Annotated in this window: 17 protein-coding genes; 8 read left to right on the plus strand and 9 right to left on the minus strand. The window is 48.7% G+C overall.

The window, feature by feature from the left end; all coding sequences use genetic code 11:
- The 3 genes from Pan241w_RS29525 to Pan241w_RS26500 form a co-directional block, all read right to left on the minus strand.
- Window positions 1-150 (minus strand): hypothetical protein, encoded by a 150-nt coding sequence (locus tag Pan241w_RS29525; RefSeq protein WP_198000174.1) that lies wholly within the window; start codon window positions 148-150, stop codon window positions 1-3.
- A 64-nt stretch (window positions 151-214) separates the two neighbouring features.
- Entirely contained in the window at window positions 215-1,054 is an 840-nt protein-coding gene (locus Pan241w_RS26495; protein ID WP_145221979.1) for an FHA domain-containing protein, read from the minus strand.
- Window positions 1,055-1,494: 440 nt separating this feature from the next.
- Entirely contained in the window at window positions 1,495-2,604 is a 1,110-nt protein-coding gene (locus Pan241w_RS26500) for a coiled-coil domain-containing protein (protein WP_145221982.1), read from the minus strand.
- A gap of 216 nt (window positions 2,605-2,820) precedes the next feature.
- Between Pan241w_RS26500 and bioD the strand changes: the two genes are divergently transcribed.
- A complete protein-coding gene (bioD, locus tag Pan241w_RS26505) occupies window positions 2,821-3,546 on the plus strand; it encodes a dethiobiotin synthase (protein ID WP_145221985.1) in 726 nt (241 codons plus the stop codon).
- A gap of 124 nt (window positions 3,547-3,670) precedes the next feature.
- Window positions 3,671-5,317: a hypothetical protein gene (locus Pan241w_RS26510; protein WP_145221988.1), complete on the plus strand. Its 1,647-nt coding sequence runs from the start codon at window positions 3,671-3,673 to the stop codon at window positions 5,315-5,317.
- Window positions 5,318-5,496: 179 nt separating this feature from the next.
- On the opposite strand, the gene Pan241w_RS26515 is transcribed toward Pan241w_RS26510, so the two are convergent.
- Window positions 5,497-7,017 (minus strand): Do family serine endopeptidase, encoded by a 1,521-nt coding sequence (locus tag Pan241w_RS26515; protein ID WP_145221991.1) that lies wholly within the window; start codon window positions 7,015-7,017, stop codon window positions 5,497-5,499.
- Between the two features lie 520 nt (window positions 7,018-7,537).
- Here Pan241w_RS26515 and rnc point away from each other — a divergent pair.
- The gene (rnc, locus tag Pan241w_RS26520; protein ID WP_145221993.1) at window positions 7,538-8,287 is read left to right on the plus strand and encodes a ribonuclease III; all 750 of its coding nucleotides are present in this window, start codon (window positions 7,538-7,540) and stop codon (window positions 8,285-8,287) included.
- 477 nt (window positions 8,288-8,764) lie between these two features.
- On the opposite strand, the gene Pan241w_RS26525 is transcribed toward rnc, so the two are convergent.
- Together Pan241w_RS26525 and Pan241w_RS26530 are read right to left on the minus strand one after the other, a co-directional pair.
- On the minus strand, window positions 8,765-10,345 hold the full coding sequence (locus Pan241w_RS26525; RefSeq protein ID WP_145221997.1) for a transglutaminase-like domain-containing protein: 1,581 nt from the start codon (window positions 10,343-10,345) through the stop codon (window positions 8,765-8,767).
- Window positions 10,346-10,507: 162 nt separating this feature from the next.
- Window positions 10,508-10,978: a hypothetical protein gene (locus Pan241w_RS26530; RefSeq protein WP_145222000.1), complete on the minus strand. Its 471-nt coding sequence runs from the start codon at window positions 10,976-10,978 to the stop codon at window positions 10,508-10,510.
- Window positions 10,979-11,535: 557 nt separating this feature from the next.
- Between Pan241w_RS26530 and Pan241w_RS26535 the strand changes: the two genes are divergently transcribed.
- Together Pan241w_RS26535 and Pan241w_RS26540 are read left to right on the plus strand one after the other, a co-directional pair.
- Entirely contained in the window at window positions 11,536-12,678 is a 1,143-nt protein-coding gene (locus tag Pan241w_RS26535; RefSeq protein WP_145222003.1) for a BON domain-containing protein, read from the plus strand.
- Window positions 12,679-13,013: 335 nt separating this feature from the next.
- Window positions 13,014-13,598: a hypothetical protein gene (locus tag Pan241w_RS26540; protein WP_145222006.1), complete on the plus strand. Its 585-nt coding sequence runs from the start codon at window positions 13,014-13,016 to the stop codon at window positions 13,596-13,598.
- Window positions 13,599-13,987: 389 nt separating this feature from the next.
- On the opposite strand, the gene Pan241w_RS26545 is transcribed toward Pan241w_RS26540, so the two are convergent.
- Window positions 13,988-14,533, minus strand: coding sequence for a GNAT family N-acetyltransferase (locus tag Pan241w_RS26545; RefSeq protein WP_145222009.1), 546 nt, complete (start codon window positions 14,531-14,533; stop codon window positions 13,988-13,990).
- A 739-nt stretch (window positions 14,534-15,272) separates the two neighbouring features.
- Here Pan241w_RS26545 and Pan241w_RS26550 point away from each other — a divergent pair.
- Window positions 15,273-15,758 (plus strand): hypothetical protein, encoded by a 486-nt coding sequence (locus Pan241w_RS26550; protein WP_145222012.1) that lies wholly within the window; start codon window positions 15,273-15,275, stop codon window positions 15,756-15,758.
- A 59-nt stretch (window positions 15,759-15,817) separates the two neighbouring features.
- Here the strand turns inward: Pan241w_RS26550 and Pan241w_RS26555 are convergent, their stop codons facing one another.
- Window positions 15,818-17,266: an SGNH/GDSL hydrolase family protein gene (locus Pan241w_RS26555; protein ID WP_145222015.1), complete on the minus strand. Its 1,449-nt coding sequence runs from the start codon at window positions 17,264-17,266 to the stop codon at window positions 15,818-15,820.
- A 463-nt stretch (window positions 17,267-17,729) separates the two neighbouring features.
- Between Pan241w_RS26555 and Pan241w_RS26560 the strand changes: the two genes are divergently transcribed.
- Window positions 17,730-18,659 carry an RES family NAD+ phosphorylase gene (locus Pan241w_RS26560; RefSeq protein WP_145222018.1) on the plus strand — a complete coding sequence of 310 codons (930 nt, stop codon included), beginning with the start codon at window positions 17,730-17,732 and terminating at the stop codon, window positions 18,657-18,659.
- 214 nt (window positions 18,660-18,873) lie between these two features.
- Window positions 18,874-19,584: a hypothetical protein gene (locus tag Pan241w_RS26565; RefSeq protein WP_145222021.1), complete on the plus strand. Its 711-nt coding sequence runs from the start codon at window positions 18,874-18,876 to the stop codon at window positions 19,582-19,584.
- A 101-nt stretch (window positions 19,585-19,685) separates the two neighbouring features.
- On the opposite strand, the gene Pan241w_RS26570 is transcribed toward Pan241w_RS26565, so the two are convergent.
- The gene (locus tag Pan241w_RS26570; protein WP_145222024.1) at window positions 19,686-20,165 is read right to left on the minus strand and encodes a hypothetical protein; all 480 of its coding nucleotides are present in this window, start codon (window positions 20,163-20,165) and stop codon (window positions 19,686-19,688) included.
- Window position 20,166 lies beyond the last annotated feature (1 nt).

Consider the following 20,166-nt stretch of genomic DNA (forward strand, 5'->3'; position numbering starts at 1 on the left):
TCATTCCGGCTGGGAAATCACCAAAAACCGGATCAGCTGCACGGCGTTAGCCGCGGTTAATGCCGATCTCGGAAAGGTTACAATCATGAGAATCACACTCAAAACCAATAAATCAACACTACCTGGCATCATTTCTGACTGAGCAGGCATAAAAAAATCCTGTGTGAATTCAAATTGCTGAACTCACACAGGAGGGAATGTAAATAATAATGTATCAGGCAATCGCACGTTTCGGGCCATCTTCTTCTTTCTGGTCGTCTTTGAGTGAACCGACGTGGTCCAATGTGCGATCCAGTTGCGAGGCCAGTTTTTCCTGTGTTTCCATTAAGGAAGCAGCGGCAACTTCATAGTGTTGTTCGCGGCTGGTGAGTTGGTCTGCTCGTTGTTGTAACTCTTCAGAGAACCTTGTCAGTTCTTCCATCATCGCTTCCAGGTCAGCCAGCAGCCCCATCTGTTCTTCTTCGGAAAGTACTTCCTGGTTGGCAACCTGCTCTTCCTGTTCTTCCTGCTGATGCTTAATCTGAGACAGCAATGCAGCAGCTCCCTGTTCCCTTCGTGATTCATATTGTTCAATCAATTGGAAATCCTGCTCGATCAGGTCGATTAATTCAGACGCTGACAGGTCCTTCAGAGTAGTTTCATTCGTCATTGAGTGATCTCTTTTTTTATCTGGGGTGATAAGTGCGCTCGTCTCAAGCGGCGAGCCAGATAATCTAGCGGTGGAAATGCGCGTTGCTGTTTGTGGGCTGGACAGACGAAATACAAATTCGATTGCCCCAATTGTAATCACATCGCCATCAGATACGACTGATGTTTGAACTGGGATCCCATTCAGTAATAATTTTGGTTGAGGAGCGATGGCTTCGATTTTGACTTCCCCCGGTTCAAGATGCACTACCGTATGCAGGATCGGCATGCCATCGCCGGCTAACTGGAGACCACAACATGTGCCTGCTCCAATCGTCAGACGAGTCCCCTGAAGAGGACGGATGGGAAATTTTGTTTTTCCCTTAGTGATTTCCAGAGAATACTGGTGGGAAGATTCTACAACCACAGACTTTTCAACCTCGTGTTGAGACAGGAACTTTGTGATTCCTCAGGGCTCTTTTTCAGTGCCACATAGGACTGAATCGACCGACTGTTGAGGGCAGCATGAGAAAACGTTCGAGTTACTTTTTGATCAAAAATGACTGATGGTTTCGAACACAAATCGACCATGACTCTGTAACGATTAGCAAATCTAGAGAAGCATAAAGCGGGGCACTTCGGTTTAAAATAGAGAAAACAGAAAAGCCTTCCCCATCAAAAGCTTTGTAGATCCTTGTTAACAAAGGAAACACCTCAGCCCGAGCCTCCCCTGCTTTATGGGAGGGGCTTGAGCAGATATTTGACTAGCAGTACGAATCTGTTCATTGATTTTTTGAAAAGCGCATGCAGTAATAAAGTCAGGAGTTTGAACCGCGCATCGAAAAGGCAAAGCTCCCTGAAATGACCTTAGTCGATTTTATTGCCAGGTAGCTTCCGCTCTGTGGGAGGGGGGAGCAAATCCGGCTCAGGTGGCTTGGGTGTTGTTTTGGGCGGAACATACCCTTCGCAAGTCAGCTTGAGGTTGCCCCCCAGCGGAACCCGGAATTCAGAGTTGCTGTCCAAGGCTGTCCACCCCGCCAGTACACCACGCTGATCAGCATATTCCCGCGCAACCAGATAGGCGTCGTAACTGTCCGACCAAACGCGAAAATTCAGATAAAACAGCCGCGGATTGATTCGCTTCAGTTCCTGCCGAAACAGGGCCGATGGTTTTCGGAGCCGTTCCGATGTATCCCCGCGCCCCTCACGTGGCTCCAAAATCAGGTAAGGCACACCGCCGGCGGGCTTGAGTTTAATGCGCCAGTCACGGTTCCCTACATTCTTGTTTTCAAATAATTTGACCAGCTTGTCGCAGTCCACCGCTTGCTCTTGGGCCGTCACAAGTCGGCTCTGGGCAATGGCTTTCAACGCTAATGCCTGTAGCAGCGGGATCTCCACACGCAAAACCCGACCATTGTGGCAGACATATTCCACGGGCTTCGCTTCTTTGGGTGCATCGCGGGGATTGGGCAGATTCACAATCTTGGCATTCGGCGTCGGTCCCGGATCCGGTGTCTTGGCCAGTTTGGCCTTGATCTCAGCAAGCTCGGTTTCCTTCGTAACGATCGTTTCCTCGATCGTTTTCACTTTTTTGTCCCGTTCCGCGATCTGCTTCTTCAGCTCTTCAATATTAAGCTGAATCTCTTTTAATTTCTCCAGCTCTTGCTTCAGCTTTTCCGCCAGCTTCTTCTGTTCGTCAATATTGACGACCTTCTTCTGCTGCGTCAGCTCTTTGACTGTCTGCAACTGCTCTTTTTCCAGCTTCAGCAGGGAATCGAGATCTTCCACCTCTTTTTTGGAACGTTCCATATCTTCATCGGTAATTTCTGGCAGCGCTTCTTTGATGCGTTCGACTGCCTCGCCGACTCCTAACTGAGTCACCGTCAGCAGAATTACCAGAATGCCAACCACATTCGTCATCGTATCCAGCAGTGAATCGAGACTGGCACCGCCGGAGGATCCTCTTTTACGTTTCATTGGTCGATCTGAATTCTCTTCAAGAAATTCGAGTATATGCCAGTTTGCCTTACTTGCAGCGTCTGCGGATGTGCGGAAAACTGACTCCACACCCCATGCAGATAGCGCTGGCTTCTGTATAATAGAATCATAAAAGCGAAACCCACCGGATCGCAAGCAGGGACCAGCGGTTGTTCCATAATACGGGCAAGATGTCTGAACAAACCAGGAAAAAACGTGAACAATACCTCACCAAGCATACCCGGATTGATGATTGTCGGCACCGATACGGGCGTCGGTAAAACGTATATTTCCAGTGCCATCGCCAGACAGTTGACGTCCGAGGGAATACGCACAGGCGCATATAAACCAGCCTGCAGCGGCAGTCTCACTGCAGAACAGACCGGAGAGCAATACTGGGAAGATGTCACCCTGCTGACTGAAGCAATCGGTGGCACATTTCCTGCAGAACGTATCTGCCCTCAAACATTCCACGCCCCACTGGCACCACCGGTCGCCGCAGAAAAAGAGGGCAAACTGGTTTATGAAGCGTTGTTACGCCAGGGAGCCCTCTGGTGGCAGGACCAGGTCGACTTTCTAGTCGTCGAAGGTGTGGGCGGCATCCTCTGCCCTCTGTCAGAACATCTGCTGGTTGTTGACTTCGCAGCCGCATTGAACTTTCCGATTCTGATTGTAGCACGTGCCGGCCTGGGTACCATCAATCATAGCCTGTTAACCATCGAAGTCTTGCAGAACCGCGGCTTTTCAATCGCCGGACTGATTCTGAATGACGTCGATCCCGAACTCAGCGATGAATCGCGGACTTCAAATGCGGCGCAGATACAACAATGGACAACCGTGCCCGTTTTATCTTTTGTCCCCTTTGATTGGCAGTCGAACTTGCTTCACCACCAGACTCAGGACAGAATAGACTGGAGACAGCTTGCCAAGGAGCACTCCTGATTTGCCAATGTCTCAACCAGATCATGGCTGTCTGAAACCAGAGATCTACAGATGGAATTTCTGCCTGATCGTCTGCTGGCACAGCCGCCTTCCTAATATGTAATGAAATCAACCGGAGAAATGGATGAGTATTGATGTTACCTGCCCCGCTTGTGGGGGTTCCATCCAAATCGAAGAGGTCGCAGAAGTTGTTGCCTGCCCGCTCTGTGAGAAGCACTTGCAAGTCGACCCGGAAACCCAAGAACCAGTCCTGGTCTCGGAGGAGACAGAAGAAACGAAAGCCCTGGATCCCGACACGCCTGCCATCACGGAGGCGGAAGCAGAAACGGAAGATCAGTCAACAGAGGAAGCGACTTCTGCCGACAGTGAAGCAGCCTCACCGTTTGCATTTCTTCCTGGGGCGAATGAAAACAATTCCAGTAAGAAACAACCCAAGCGTCCGGCAAGCAACTTTTCCTTCCTGCCTGGCGGTTCCGATGATGCTGCTGAAACCGTAGCAGATGAAGCCACTGCAGACGAAGCTGAAACAGACGAAGCCGCAGTAGACGAAACCGCAGACATAGACAATGACTCGGCAACCACAGCGGAAGAAAATGCCGGCCTGGAATCGGTGCATGCTTTCGCACATCTGAACTCAGAAGAGGACAAAGACAACTTCGACCTGACAGAGACAGCGCCCGAAGCAGAATCATCGGCTCCGTTCTCCTTTGTTCCCGATCAAAGTGAGGAGTCTAAAGAAACAGACACAGAAGCTGAGTCAGCGACCACCACTTCAGAAACGGAGAATCCTGAAGAGGAAATCGAAACACCAGCAGAAGAGGACTCCGCAGAAGTCGCCGAATCCACGCCGGAAGAAGAGACAACATCCGCAGCAGAAACCGCACCCGAAGAATCCACAACAGAAACGGCGGAGACAGAGGAACCCGCTTCTGAACCGGAAAGCCCGGCCGCGCCGGCAGACTACCGCAAACCAAAAGTTGTCTCCAAAAGATTATTCACGCTGACACTGACCTACGCCATCGCCGCCACCATTATGGTCGCGATGTTGTTATATGCGAAGTATCTTGGTGATCCACATCAACTGGAAAGCCTGCCCGATCTCAAACCACCAATCAAAAATGATGAAATCGCACTGCAGCTGGTTCCGGAAAACGCGGAGTTGCCTCCCGGCCACACTTTAATACTGGGAGGCCCCGGGCGGCGGTTCGGCAATATTCTGGTGACTCCGCTGCGTGTCACGCGTGGCCCACTCGAGTTCGAGCATTATACCGGCGACGCCACCAAAACCCGCAAACCTTCGCAAGATGTATTGAAGCTTTACCTGCGATTCGAAAATGTCTCAACTGATCAGACCTTCGAGCCACTCGACCAGAAACTACTTTTAACGCGTGTCTCTGGTAAGACGCAGGAGTCACAACTGCGTGCGAACAACTTTGTCAGTCGTGTTGATCAGAAGCGGACCGACGGTAAACGTGTGCTGGTTTACGATATGCCCCCCTCTTGGGAATGGAATCTGAAAGATCAGAATATCAATCAGGAAGAGAAACCACAAAATTTGGAGCCGGGTGAAAGTTTCGAAACGTATGTCGCCACGAATGAAGCGGGAATCGATGATCTGAAAGGCGAGCTCGTCTGGAGACTCCAGCTACGCAAAGGCTACAATCCCAAATCGCATCGCGGCGTGACGACGCTGATCGAAGTCGTATTCAACAGCGATCAGATCGAAACAGAACCCCCTTCTGAAACGGAAACACCGCAGGCAACCAGTTGACTTCAACAAAAAAACGCCTCGATGGTACTCCAAGAATACCACCGAGACGTCACGCGGAACCGCATACGATGCGGTGAGGAATTATCAATGAGGACGGCTCTTTCCGCTACTGGTGCTGGCACAAGCCTCCTGTGACGGAGACTTGCACCAGTCACTTTCAGGAGAGTACATTCCTGAAACTACTTCTTAGGAACCACAACAAATCGGGCACCGCTGTGGTTTCTGACCAGCAGCAATACGCTGTCCTTACCTTTTGCTTCTTTCAATCCTTGATTGAAATGATCCATCGAAGAGACTTCAGTTGTCCCAATCTTTTCAATAATCATACCTTTCATTAAACCAACTTCTTCAGCAGCACTACCAGGTTCGACGGAAGTGATCACCACTCCCTTCACATGATCCGAGTAGCCTAGCTGATTCGCCAGTTCTTCGGTTAAAGGTTGAACTTCAATCTTCAGTTCATTGACACTCGTTTTCGGCTTCTCTGTCTTTTTACCATCAAGAGGTTTTTCATCTTTCGCGACTGAGAAGCTCTTCGGCATTTCCTTCATGGTGATATTTTTATTGATGCGTTTGCCATCTCTTAAAAGTTCCATCATGTAGGATTTACCAACAACCAACTGTTCCACAATTCCCTGAAGGTTACGAGGTCCGGAGACATCCTTAGTCGCAAAGTTCAGAATAATGTCGCCTGTTTTCAAACCGGCTGCTTCAGCAGGAGAACCTTCCATCACCTGTGTGATGATTGCACCCTGGCCGACTTTGATATCAAAGGATTTCGCCAGTTCATTGCTGATTGGCTGAATGCCAACACCCAGGAAGGAGCGTTTCACAACTCCGTGATCAATTAACTGACCGGAGACCCAGCGTGCCATATTCACAGGAATCGCGAATCCAACACCATCGTATCCACCACTGCGACTGGAAATGGCAGTGTTGATACCAATGACTTCACCACGCAAGTTCAACAGCGGACCACCACTGTTACCAGGGTTAATGGCAGCATCAGTCTGCAGGTAGTCTTCGCGGTCATTGATACCCGGTCCACGACCTTTGGCACTAATGATCCCGTTCGTGACACTCATTCCGATCCCAAAGGGATTTCCAATCGCCAGCACCCAGTCACCAATTTCCATTTTAGAACTGTCGCCCATGGGAAGTGCTTTCAGATCTGGTGCATCAATTTTAATCACGGCCACGTCAGAACGGGGGTCCATCCGAATGTCACTTGCGGTATAGACACGACCATCATTCAAGGTCACTTTGACAACGTCGGCACCATTCACCACATGCGAGTTGGTCATCACCAGACCAGACTTATTGATGATAAATCCGGAACCAGTTCCCATTTTTCGGGGTGCCCGACGCCGAGGTTGATTTTGCTGGTTCTGGAATTGTTTGAACATGTCCTTGAAACGGGGATCATTTTCAAACAGATCCTGAAAGGGTGAATTTTGATCAAAGGGCATCGCTTTTGAATCAGCGACTTCTGAAGTCTTGCTGACCGTTTCAATTGAGACAATCGCTGGCATTGCTCTGCGACTGATATCACGGAATACATTCGACAATTCATTGACGGTCGCCGCCGTGGGAATATCAGTGCTCGTATCTTTTTGAGCCACCCCCACCGCTGCGCCAACCAGACATGCGCTACCTATGATAGCGAACATCCAGTTTCGATTTCCTGTTAACGCTTTCATCAAAATTACCTCCTACATTTAATGGCTTAAAGATATTCCTGAGGCCATCACTTTTATGGAATTAATACTAAAAAAGACACCTGACTCAAATCCCAAATCTGCCTTTCAAAAATCACTCTGTTACAAAAATTACGAAGATCATATCTGCCTTAAAGTTAGAAAATATGATCTTGCTGTGTGCACATCTTTGAACGTTGCATATTCATCAAGCGGCTGGACTGATTAATACTACGAGCCAAGTCAGGGAATATGTTGGGGCCGCTTGGAAAAAAAGTGGGAATTTTCTCTCCGTCAACTCGACTTAAAATCTGAACTTGCAACCAATTCACCCCTGAAAACCTGAATATTTTTCACCCAATTCCCTGAATCTCCCCTTTTTTGTTTTCTTCGAATCGATGCTAATGTTAATATTTGTAGAGACTTAGGAAAGGTCCTTATACCTTCCTGCGGGCCGTCTCTCTGAAACAAATCGATTCATTTTTTGATGTTCCTCAACGACATTTAACAGGAGGCGATGTGCATGCTCTACGATCTCAGCCCCGCAGAGATCGATCAACTCCTTGAAGAGTGTCAACAAAATCTCGGGTATCGCTTCTCGGATAGCGAATTATTAAAATGCTGCCTGACACATACCTCTGCCGCCAAAACACGCATTGATTCGAACGAACGGCTCGAATTCCTGGGCGACTCCATTCTCGGTTCGATCGTCTGCGAAAAACTGTTCCACCAGTTCCCCCATTCTCCTGAGGGAGAACTCACGCGAATCAAATCAGCCGTCGTCAGTCGAAATACCTGTACCAAACTGGCACGAGAAAAAGGACTGGATCGGTTTATTTTTGTAGGCAAGGGGCTGGCGATGACCGAGACCCTCCCCGAATCGTTATTAGCAGGAATGTTTGAGGCCATCATTGCTGGTATCTTCCTGGATGGCGGCATCGAGCCGGTACACAACTTTCTCGACCCGCTGATTGAACGCGAGAATGCGAAAGCATCTCGCTCTGTACATGGTTTCAACTATAAGAGTCTGCTGCAGCAATATTCACAGAAGAAGTTCTCGCAGACCCCTGTTTATGAATTGCTGGATGAAAAAGGTCCCGATCATTCCAAGTTCTTCAAAGTCTCCGCCATTATCGGCGAGCATCAATATGAGCCAGCCTGGGGCTCCACCAAAAAAGAAGCAGAGCAGCGGGCCGCCTTCAATGCCTTGCGCATGAATGAAGATGAAACCGACGAAGAATGGGAACTGCCGACACTCCCGGACAACGCCTGAGATTGCCTGCTCCGCTTGCACACCTTCCGATGTGGGTTTTCTTTTCGCGCCCCGATTTTCGCGCCCCTATTAATGAGAAAGGGCCGAGAGAATACGGGAATTCTCTCGGCTCTAAGATGGGGATGATGTGTTGGAGTGGCCCAGGGTGGGCTGACCCGCCTCCACGGGTCGGAAGGATTGTCTCTCTCTTCTCTAGGATTTCAAAGTCTCTCAACTCTTTAAAATCCGATGGGTCTCTCTCTTTACCCAGAGCAGACATAATGCAGCAACCGTGCCAATCAGTTCGAAACGTTGCCCCTTTTTTCGTCAATCGGTCTAAAACGCTTGAAAACAAGGGGCATTCTTTTTTTGATTTCCCTGGGCATTTTTTCGCAACAAGTTAAATTGCAATTCTTGCAAAGCGAAAACCGGGAGATTGAACCGTGAAATGTAAGACTTACAACCCAGGTCTGTTGGTTGAAGCGGCCAGACATCGATTCAGCGCGTCGTTTTCGTTTCAATATCGAGCACTTCGATCGAGAGTTTGCCCACCGCCTGTAAGATGGGGAGAAAGATCGCCAGCGGGGCTGGGGCGTTGTCAGACAGACTTGAATCGGCCAGTTTAATATGTCCTGCGCCAATCCCCCCTTTTCCCAGAGTGGCGTCCAGGGGAATCCAGCGGTTGTCCAGAAATACCTCAGTCCACATATGGCCGCCAAAACTGGAACGACTTGGTATATAAACCAGGCCCACCGCCACACGAGAAGGCAGTTTTTGTGCCCGTAACATCGCCGCCAGCAAGACGGCATGCTCGGTACAGTCTCCTTCCATGTTCTTGGCCACTTCTGCTGCGGACGCCAGTGCGGTCGAAAAATTCTTCTTCTTCAGGTTTTGATGCACGTAGCGTTCCATCAAAGTAGCCTGTTTCCAGGGGTTCTGCTCAGATTTGACCGCGTCGGCGGCATACTTCTCCACGCGTGGGTCATCCGACTGGATAAACTGAGTTGGACCAACATACTCGGCATCCACTTTCGCTTCAGGAAACTCGGTGGGAACCGTCGCTTTCACCACGGTTAGCTCCACACTCCGCTCCCCCCGCTTTTTTACCTGTTGGGTATCGCCATTTTTCAGGAACTCTGCAGGATCTCCGTCGTCCAGAGTGAGTTGATAAACGACCTTTTCCGTATCATGCGCACCCGGGATCGGCGTGACTTTGATCAACGTCTGCACCGCCAGATCCAGTTCCCCACCCGACAGTTCTTCGAGTGCGACCTTTTTGCTGACAATATACGTCAGCATGGAGGACCCTAGAAAATCCGCCGCCGTTTTGGGAATCTCCCCCTCTTTCGTGACGTACAAATCGACGACCATTCCAGGCAGCAGTTCCTGCTTCATTTTGACGTGCAAACATTTCTCTTCCACGCCGCCATGTAGTTCTACTGTTTCATAATCGAGCGCCGTCAGGCTGACCTTCGAGACTTTGTTGTATTCGGGTAACAACATCGAGAACGATTTCTTTTCCCCCGGCTGCATCGGAGCGGCTTTAAACATTTGATCGAGATAGCTGGGAGAGTGAAATGCCGATTCCCACTTCAGCTGAGATCGATTCACCTGATTGGCCACTTTGGTTTCGACAGTGAGGTGACCATCTTTGACTTTACCCTCTGAAACAGTCGAGTCAGCCGGCGGGTTTTTCATTTGAAATGTGTAAGACAGCAGATCCCCCTTCGCCGTTTCCGTCGTCGATAAATGCGTCTCCATATTGAGCGTTTGCCCGAAACGCTTCAGTTTCAGGTAAGAATTATTTTGATTGTGAATCCGTTTGCTTTCCCCACGGTCATCAACACGAGTTTGAGAATAGGCATAACCGATTCGCTGGTTATTCACATAGATCACCTGCCAGACTTCCTGATCCTGTACAGCCACAGCGCCGGCAGCCTTGCTTTCCGTTTCAGCTGATTGGGCTTCCCCCTCCCGCGCAGGGCTTTGAGAACAGGCAGAAATGCCTGAGAATAATGCGATGAGCATAAAACAGGCCAGGCTGGCCTTGAAGCGAATGGAGTTGATGAGAACCGTCATACCCTGAACTTTCTCTGAACTCGAATAAGAGTGAACAACCTGTGATGAATCGATTTGAGTCTGGACATAAAAAAATCCCTGCGATGCAAAGCGGAATCGCAGGGATTATTTTATCTGTTTTGTATGACTACGGGAAAGCGGAATTGCTTCAATATCTTTCCCCTAATCGAGATCATCTTCGTCATCGACCGCATCGACATCTTCTACTTCCAATTCATCAGAGTCGTCGACTTCGTCTACGTCAGCTTCTGCTTCATCAACAGGTTTTGCGACTTCTTCTTCCTCGTCGATATCATCAACGGGAACTTTTGCAACCGCAACTTCCCCATCCAGAGGCTCTTTAATCGGTTGAATGAAGTACAGCTTCTTCGCGTTTTTCACACGTAATTGCTCTATACGTTCCTCGGCAGCACTTCGCTGATCATAAGGAAAACGAGACTCTTCTTTCATGCTGCCTGTGAAAACACCCCAAAACAACCGACGACGGACTTCCGCTTTGGCGGCTTTTTTCTTGCGAGTAGCCTTCTTCTTTTTTTTGGCGGCTTTTTTCTTCTTCGGAGATGCTTTTTCTTCTGCTTCGGCAGCTTCTGCCTGACGCCGCATTTCCAGACGACTTGGAGACTTTCGAGCCATTGTTTATTCTTTAGTAAAATAGAACTCTATTAATTGTTGAAATGGGAACCCCCTGAGCCAGTTAGCATAACATTTCATTTCTGGAATGACTACGCACAAGGAACTCCTCTGTGCATGAAGAACGCATTTTTTTGCATTTCGAACTCGAAAATGAGCTTCCTACACCCCCGTCCCATGTTGACCACGTCTTAAATCGATCAGTAGCTCAAGGCTCTGACTGAACCAACCATATACATACAGACACATTCCCACCAAGCCACGCTCCAGTGCTCGATTCTGTCTGTCAACAAATTCAAAAGACTAAAATCAGCACTATCTTTATATATAATAGTAACTTACCACGTCCATCCCCCTGCAGCCATAAAGAACATTTAACCAATTTCTTCGAAATAATCAGAATAACTTATTTAACCGGACCTCGATGACCGATCAATCATGATAGCAATCTAATTGTTTCGTTTGCGCAGCAGGAATGACTCACCGTGTGAACCAGACAATTGATATAGCTTTGATGTAATGGACGAAAACACAAAACTCAATTGGGAACGGAGTTGTTCATGAAACGGTATCGTAAGTGGGTCTTAACGCTGGGGATCATGGCGGTGACTCCCGGTATCACAATGGCCGGACCCTTGGATTTCTTCAGCAAGAAATCTGATCAGTCTAGTTCGACCGCTGTATCCGGCAGTGTTACTAACAATCAGAAAGTGGCAAATGAAATTGCCAACGTTCTGCGAAAAGCCCGGCTGACCGGTTACAACATGGAAATCGAGTACAATAAAGGGGTCGCAGTACTTTCGGGTAAAATTCCGACTGCCGCTCAAAAAGCTCAGGCAACCAGCTTGATTTCAAGAATCGACGGCGTCTCTCGCGTTGACAACCAACTGGAAGTCATGGATGTGGCTCAAAGACAGGTGCCGACTCTGGGAACCGAATCTAGAAAATCAAGTCTGAATCCGTTCCGCAAACCAGCGGAAATCACTCAGGCCTCTGCTTCTGATCCGTTTCTGAAAAGTGGACTGAAACAGGCACAGTTTGAACAATCGGTTGAAAATCGACGTTCAAACGTTCAACCTGTTTCCTATCAGGCTGCTCCTGCCCGTGCTGCGAACAATCAGCAAATGGCAGAACAGCTGGCAAAAGCGTTGGGACCAGCTCTGGCCTCAGCTCATGATGTGGAAATTCGGTTCAAAAATGGAACTGCGATTCTTCAGGGAGCCATCGGCAGCCCTCAGGAAAAGCAAATGGCGACACAAATCGCCCAGCGGGTTCCAGGTGTCCGACAGGTGGAAAACCGTCTGCAACTGATGCAGGCAGCTCCCCGACAGGCCTCCATGATTCAACCAACTAACTACATGAACTACCAGGCTCCTCACCCCGGCCCAGCCGGAGCTCCACAGATGGCACCTCAAATGGCGCCTCAACCTGGAATTGGGGGAGCAAACAATGTTTACAACAGTCCTCACCTGCCTGAAACAGCTTGGCCGACCTATGCAAACTATCCAAACTATGCACAGGTTGCCTACCCAAGCCAATACAGTGCGAGTGCATTCCCTTACATCGGGCCATTCTATCCCTACCCACAAGTTCCACTGGGATGGCGACAGGCTCAACTCGAATGGGATGATGGATCCTGGAAATTAAACTTCCGACCACGCACCGATCGCTGGTGGTGGTTCATGAATCCGAAAAACTGGTAATCACCAGCTTACGGATCAGATAACACAGCCTTCCGGAATGAAACTCTCATCCGGAAGGTTTTTTTATAGGCGGAAGCCGCGGCTTGAGTCGCGTTTTCCCCCAACAACACTCAGCACAAGATTTATCCTTTAAATCGTTAAAATCGTCAAATTCTCACAAGATTGTCGAACAGACAGTCCGATAAGAAGAATATGGAATCATGTTCTTGCGAAACAGGCAGGATGCCAAGAGACAGAACATGACATCTCCTTACCAGAGCAAGATGCTCTCTAACACTGAAAACGGAGTTCTCCTTTTGAAATCAACTTCGTTAAAATCACCCGGAGGAAGAAGGATGTTCAAAATCGGGAAGCAATTCAGCCGTGCTTTGCTTTTGGGCTGTGCCTGCTTGTTAACAATGAATGCCAGCGGTTGTACGCTGCTCAAAGGTGCGATCGAAGTGACCTACGCCGGCTCAGTCTTCTGGCGTACCACTCCTTTAATCCCTGTGACGGCCTACTGGTCACAGTTGATTGAAGACACATACTGGGAAGAAGAACGCTACGACAAAGTCCAGATCCTGGATCCGGTCGAAGGCGAACACGCTCCCCTGTTCTGTCTCGATCCTCCCAGTCCTGATGAAGTCATCAGAGCACTGCCAGATAAAACTGGTGGCGGAGTCTGGTTCCTGGCAGAAACGACTCGCAATAACGTCCGCATGGTGGTCGAACCTATTGTAGACCGCATTGGCGAATGCCGCTTCTACCCCATGGTCGGACCTGCTCGCCAGCACCACTGTCACTACAAGTGCACCGTGTACTACGACAAAACAATCCGTTCAGACTGGCCCGTTCCTTTCTCGAACACCGATCAGACCAAAGAAGTCGTTTACATCGACCACGACCACCTGATCCGCTGTGCCGGACCACAGTCCGAATAAGAAATCAGAGAAAACATGATTCGCTGATCAACCAGCAGAATCCAAAACTACCCACCAGCAAAGCCGATGATTCTAACCGGGTGAAAGAATCATCGGCTTTCGCATGCGCTGAAATAGAAAACAACAATTTTATGGTAGGAGCGTGTCTAAGTGCTCGCCCGCCTGGTGAGATTCAATCTGGCCTGACTCTCCAATAGGAACCACAATAAACCGTTCGTATCCTTTCGTGCTTTTCATGGTAGTAAAAAACGTGTGCCACGTCGGGTGGCACCGTTGGCTTGCCCAACGGTGAAAAGAAAACCAACTGAACCAAGAAAAAACCAGTATGCCACGGTCCGGCCCGACCGGCCGTGCAAAGCAATTCACGCCCCCAATAATTTCCGCTCGATTTAGAACAGATGCCCCAACAGATCGACGATATGTGTTTCATCCCAGGGAATGTCTCCAGAGATTCGCTTTACCAGCATGCAATCCGTCAATTTCCGTTTGATCAACCCAATACTGTGACCTTCATCAATTCCGAACCAGACACAATCATTTTGAAATAATGTGTAACCAGCGTTCTGATACAGTTTGTGCTCATCGGCGAACAGCAAACAAAAGTGGATGCCGTTTGCGGCTGCTTTTTCCTCGACCGCTCTCAGCAATTCCGTCGCCACTCCCTGTCGTCGTGCTTCTTCTTTGACACACAGGTCGACGATGCCAAAGATGGAAGCCCATTGATCGCCAATCCTGATCGCGCGATGCTCAAGCCCCAAATGTCCGACGAGGTCTCCGTCAGAATAGGCTAAGAGCCTTTCTTGCGACATCTGTTTAAAGAAAATCCGTTCTTCGAAATAGCCGGGAAAACAATCATTGAGTAGTGACAGAATTTGAGACCGTTGGCGATCACTTAATTCATATTCGTTAATCTGAATCAGTTTCAGTTCCCGCATTCTGCAAACCTCAAATCAGTTCCAGCGATGTTCGTTTCTCAAGATTCGACTTTAACTGAGCAAGAGTGATTGCGAAAGTGCCATCGAATAACGGTAGAAATAAAAAAGACGTTCATCCATTCCGACCTTGATGTGACATCTCACTTCCTCGTAGGGGCGAGTCTATGTGCTCGCCCGCCTGTCGAGACACAACGCTGTCTAAATCTCCGAACGGAACCACAATAAACCGTTCGTGCCCTTTCGTGCTTTTCGTGGTAGATAAAGAACCATGAACCACAGCCCGGATTCTGTTCGAAGCGATCCGTTCACAAACCATGAGCGGGTCGGCACTAGCCGCCATTGTTGTGGTCGGTTTCCTGGTACAAAAACGGTGGCTAGCGCCATTCTGCTCACAGTAGGTACGCTTTCGTAGTAATAAAAACGAACAGTTTCGATTTTCAGTTCCAGACAACACATCCATGTGCCACGGTGGGTGGCACCGTTGGCTTGCCCAACGGTGAAAAGAAAACACACCTATCCACTATTTTGGGTAGGCCTGGCTCGACCGGCTGTGCAAAGCGATTCACGGTTCGATGGCACCATCGGCTTGCCAACAGTGCTCAGGACAATATACCCGACAAGTACCGCGTTCGGTCACTCATCAAGACAAAACTTGAAACACGCCTTAACGACCACATACAATACTCATTCCTCTCAACAAGAGTCTGGTCATCCAACCATCCAGTAATGGGAATGCCGCATGAGTTTCAGCTACATTCTTGCCCCGGTCACACAAGAATTTCTCGAATGGGGACAGCAGTGCGGCGTGCCGATTTCGCTGGAGACGCCCCACGGGCGGTCAGTCACCAAAGCCGAGCTCGCCGCGGTACTGGAATCCTTGGACGGCTTCACATTCCAGATAAAAGGCACGGAAGACGACTTCCACGCCCAGGTCGATTCAATCGAAACGGTTGACTGGGAATACGAGTCCGCCGATCCCGTCATGAACCAAGCCTTCGCCGGCACCCACACCAGCCCGAAGGAATCCGTCAGCATCGAACGACTCCATCCCCAAAACCAAAGCCCGTCTCTCAGCTTTCACGGCGACATCACACTCATCATCCGCATCGCCCAAAACCTCGCCAGACAATGCGGCCCCCAAACTGCCTTCGCCACCTGCGACGGCATCCCCGCCTTCTTCCTGCCCGATATTGAGACACCGGTGTGGAATGAACCCTGGATTTGAGAGAATGGAAGTATCAGCTTCAAAGATAAATGAACCTGCCACTTTTTTCACGCCCCCCTTTATTCCGGGGTGGATACTTTCAACGGCGGTCGGTAGATCCGGAAGGCTTTGATCGGCAGTTTGCCTTTGGCCTTTGGCGTGAGGGTTAGACTGTGGTCGCCGTTTTTCATGCCCTGCGCGAGCATCGTGGAATATTCTTTGGCAGGGTCTGTGACCGTCGGCGATTCCCAGACGTCCACAAACAGAGGTTTGGTTTCCCAGGTGACCTTATAATCTTTCGGCAGACTCTGTTTGCGATAACGCAGGGACCAGTTCACCATCCACATCCGGGGTTCAATCACCACGCGACCGGAGTTGGAAACAAAACGTGTTTTGTGATCGCCCGTGCCGTCGGGGCCCGTTTGGGAACCGCTGACTTCATACCGCAACACATCCTTTTCCAGATCGCATTCGAGGATGCGCGCGGTCCAGGTTTCCACCTGCAGCGGGGCCCGATGATCGATGCGATTGAAAGCCGGACGTCCCGCGACCGGCGTCGGGCTGGGACGCGTGTGATAATAGAGCTCCGGGAACCGCGAAGGAGATTTCCCGTCCAGCAGCACGGCTGCTTGGGCCGCGTCTCCCGGAGCCGCGATCACGTCGATGCGGTTGCCCTTAAACTTCAGCGTCAGAGAGCCGTCGTCTTTGTGCTGGACACGCGGGTCATTTACGGGGACATCGGTAACGAGGTCTTTCCATTTGTCATCAGGAAAACCGGCATCATAACGCAGATGCGGCTTGACCAGTTCGGCGATGAGGAAGTTCCCTAATTTGTTCGGGTGCACCGTGTCGCGGAGCGTGTCTTTCACCACCAGGTTATTTTTTTTCAGATAGCCCTGCATACCGGTCCGCACGTCGGCCACTTCACAATCGAGTTCCCGCCCCAGACGATGGTAGAGATCGGAAATCGCCTGATCCTGCGCGTCTTTGGCCAGCACGTCGGGATGTTGCGGGTCGCCGTCCGGCGGCACCGTCTTCGGCCACCGCAGATTACTGGTCCAGAGCAAAACCTCAGCGGTCGTCCGCTGACGGATGCGGCGGATGATTTTTTCCTGGTGACCGCTTTCCACCCCGGCCCAGACATGAAAGATCACCAGATCCGGGTAGAAAGGATACAGATCAAATTCGGCGGTGTTGATCAGCACCGGCCCTCCGTAACCGCCAATGGCCCGATTTTCGATTTCAAGGTCGGCGTGCGGAAACCGCTGACGCAGGTCATCCGCCACATCCTGCCACCACGGATTGCGGGTCACAGACTGACCATAAAACAGAATCCGCACCCGATTCCGTTTCTCCGGCGTACTGGTCGCCAGCAACGTCATCGTCCGCTGAATATTCGCACCGAAGGTGGCCGGATCGCCGGCGGGTTTCACCGGAGCGAATTTTGCGGTTTGCTGAGCCAACAGGTCAGGACTGCAGGCGACCAGGGCCAGAGACAGAATCAACGTGGACCGTAACAGCTGCATCATAGGGTTCCTCAGGCGGAGTCGATTAACAGGGGGCAGGCAGAGACGCACGGGGCAACGCGTCGCCACGTGGTTTCTGACTGGGGGAATTATTGTGTCTGTGGTTCTATGAGAATCGAAATTGGGGCGGGTGGCAACTGTGGGGAGGGAATTTGGGGTGGGGATTTAATGAACCGATGTGATAGGTTTAGTGTCAGCGTTTGCAGACACTACGGTTACACCCACACTCTGCTATAAATCTTTATTTTAATCAGGTCGAAAACAAATAGAAATATCAGGATTGATATTTCCCAACGTCTCAATGGTGACTTCCTATAAAACAACAATTTGAAACACAGAAACCCCGACGACATAAGAGAATAGATAGATTTGATAAAGGAGTTTTGTGACTTTACTCCTTCAGTGAGTTACAATTGTTTGTAGGATTGGGCTCAAAACGGGTGACAGAATACTCAGGTAAAAAATAATGATTCCGAGAGATAAAAATCCTGAAAGCTGGGCAAATGAGTTGGGAGATCGCATTAATGGTTGCGAGATTTGCCAATACCATGAAGCTATGAATAGTTATATGTCACTTGGTGAATTTCTTGAAGAAAATTACGTTCCAGCGGAATTATGTGAAGATACAACACACTTTCTCTCCTGTAGTTGTGGAAATAAACTCGACCTATGTACTTTGATTGTTATCGACTCGCCTGAGATCCAAGTCGATGAGTATGCCGGAGAGAGATTCGGTTATTGGGCTGCTGAAAATAATCAGCGAATCAACGAATTTGTTAACGTCTTAAAACACTCTCCAGAGATTGCAACCAAGCATGATGTTGGTAAAGAAATATTCAAGCAGCTTGAATTATTTCCCACATGTGAAGTATCAGGACATTGGTGGCGAGCACAATCTATTCCTGAATGTGATTGTCCTCCAATAGTTAAACGACTCTCTCCACGAACAGAACCATCCCAGAGTAACGGGAGATTTAATAGCCCAGGCCAACCTACATTTTACTTAGCATCGAACCGAGAGTCTGCTGTTGCAGAAGCAGAGAAGTATCAAAAGCTAGGTGAGGAGATCTGGGTTCTCCAATTCGACCTTACAAAAATTGATACGATTGTGGATCTAGTAGCTCCTTCATTGCGAACGGATTCGTTTCGAAAATCATGGATACCAGATTTGTTTGCTGGATTACTATGGTGCGATGGGCTGGTCCAGCAAAATAAAAAAGGAAATCCAGAGCCATATTTGCTTACTCAGTTTATTGCAAAAACAGCGATTTCCCATGGAATTAAGGGGGTCAAAGTAAATAGTCAGTTACACTCTGGTATTAATCTAATTTTGTTTGGCTGGGATCTGAATAATATGCAACCAATTGGTCAACCAGAATACTTCAAAGGGTTATAGTAAGGATGAAATAGAAGATTTCGGATGCAATAAAGTCCAGCTACATTTCTTCCTTCTGAGAAACACATTCGCAATCCCATAAGATAAAGTTAGACTGCAATGCAGGATTTTCAGGGAGTTAGAACCCATCGATACTAAAACTAATGCCGCTAATCATCTCAATGCGATAAGTGCGATTCATCTTAGACACGCGCACGCAATTGGGCGCCTTCAGTTGCTTGCTGAAGTTGCTCGTTTGGGACGTGATTACATACCTGTTCTAAAGACGATCGCTAAGGAGAAGCCATCCACCAGTCCTCTTGAGAAGTACGCTGAAGAGCAGTCGCCGAACTTCTACGATCTCTATGCTTTGGTTGCAATCCGACTTTGGTCAATCCTTGAAGCTTATATCCGTGATATTTCCTGTCACGTAATTGAACACGTTCCTGAAGTCCGTCAGCGTAAAGAATTCTCTAAACTGAAAGCTCCTATCGTTGATTTCCTTAACACGACGAACCAAGAGCAAGCAGATTATCTTTATGAATTAATTGAGGCAAATTGTACTGGGGCTCTTAAGTCTGGTGTAGGACGTTTTGAAGCTGTATTGTCTTCTCTTGGCTATGATGGACCAGTGGACGATACGGTTCGGGATGAACTCTATCATCTAAGTCGTTTACGAAATTGCATTGCTCACAACGATGGTATTGTTGATAAAAAACTTATAGGAGGATGTCCTTGGTGGAAGGGAAACGAAGGCACTCGTGTGGGGATTACTGCTGCAATGGCTCGTAAATTTTTGTATGCAGTGTCTTGGTATATGTTGGAAGTTGAACGTCGTGCATTACCTTCTAATTTTGATCATTTAGATAAACTTGAAAAAAAACAAACAGAATATCTTCAAGAACTTAATAGCGAATACATACCTGGGAGATTCCCATTTAGCTAACGACCGAAGAATAAAATGAACCCACTTTAGTTTCAGATTAATTTGCTATTTATGGATGTAAAACCAAAATAATAGATTATGGGACCTTGAGTTTATCCTTCTCAATAACCGATTAGTAATAATTTATATGGCAACGCAAATCGAGAATGTCCGAACAATGCCTCTGCAACATTCCTTGTATTGAAGAAATCACTGCTTGAAGTCTCTCGACCACCAGATTTATATTTGTAACTAAGTGGGACTGCGAGTGACAAAATATCTACTTGAACCATGACCATGGCTTGAACTAGATCACGATAAACAGCATTTCCCATCCAAGCTCTCCCGGCTTCCACTTCAAGACCACATCGCCAACCAGCATGATATGCATCTATCTCATACTTTAGAGTTGGTTGTCCTTGCTCACCATAAAACACAGGACGTTCAATCTTTTGATCTCGAGACTTACCACTCTCAACTTCAAAGCCAATATCAATCAAATCGGGACGTATTTTTGTGAGTACTTCGTCACTAGTGAGTCCTTTTTTTAAATTGACCGTCGATATTTCTGGTAAGTGTTTCTCAAAGGCACTAGAGGGCATC

Source organism: Gimesia alba, from assembly GCF_007744675.1.
Lineage (GTDB): Bacteria > Planctomycetota > Planctomycetia > Planctomycetales > Planctomycetaceae > Gimesia > Gimesia alba.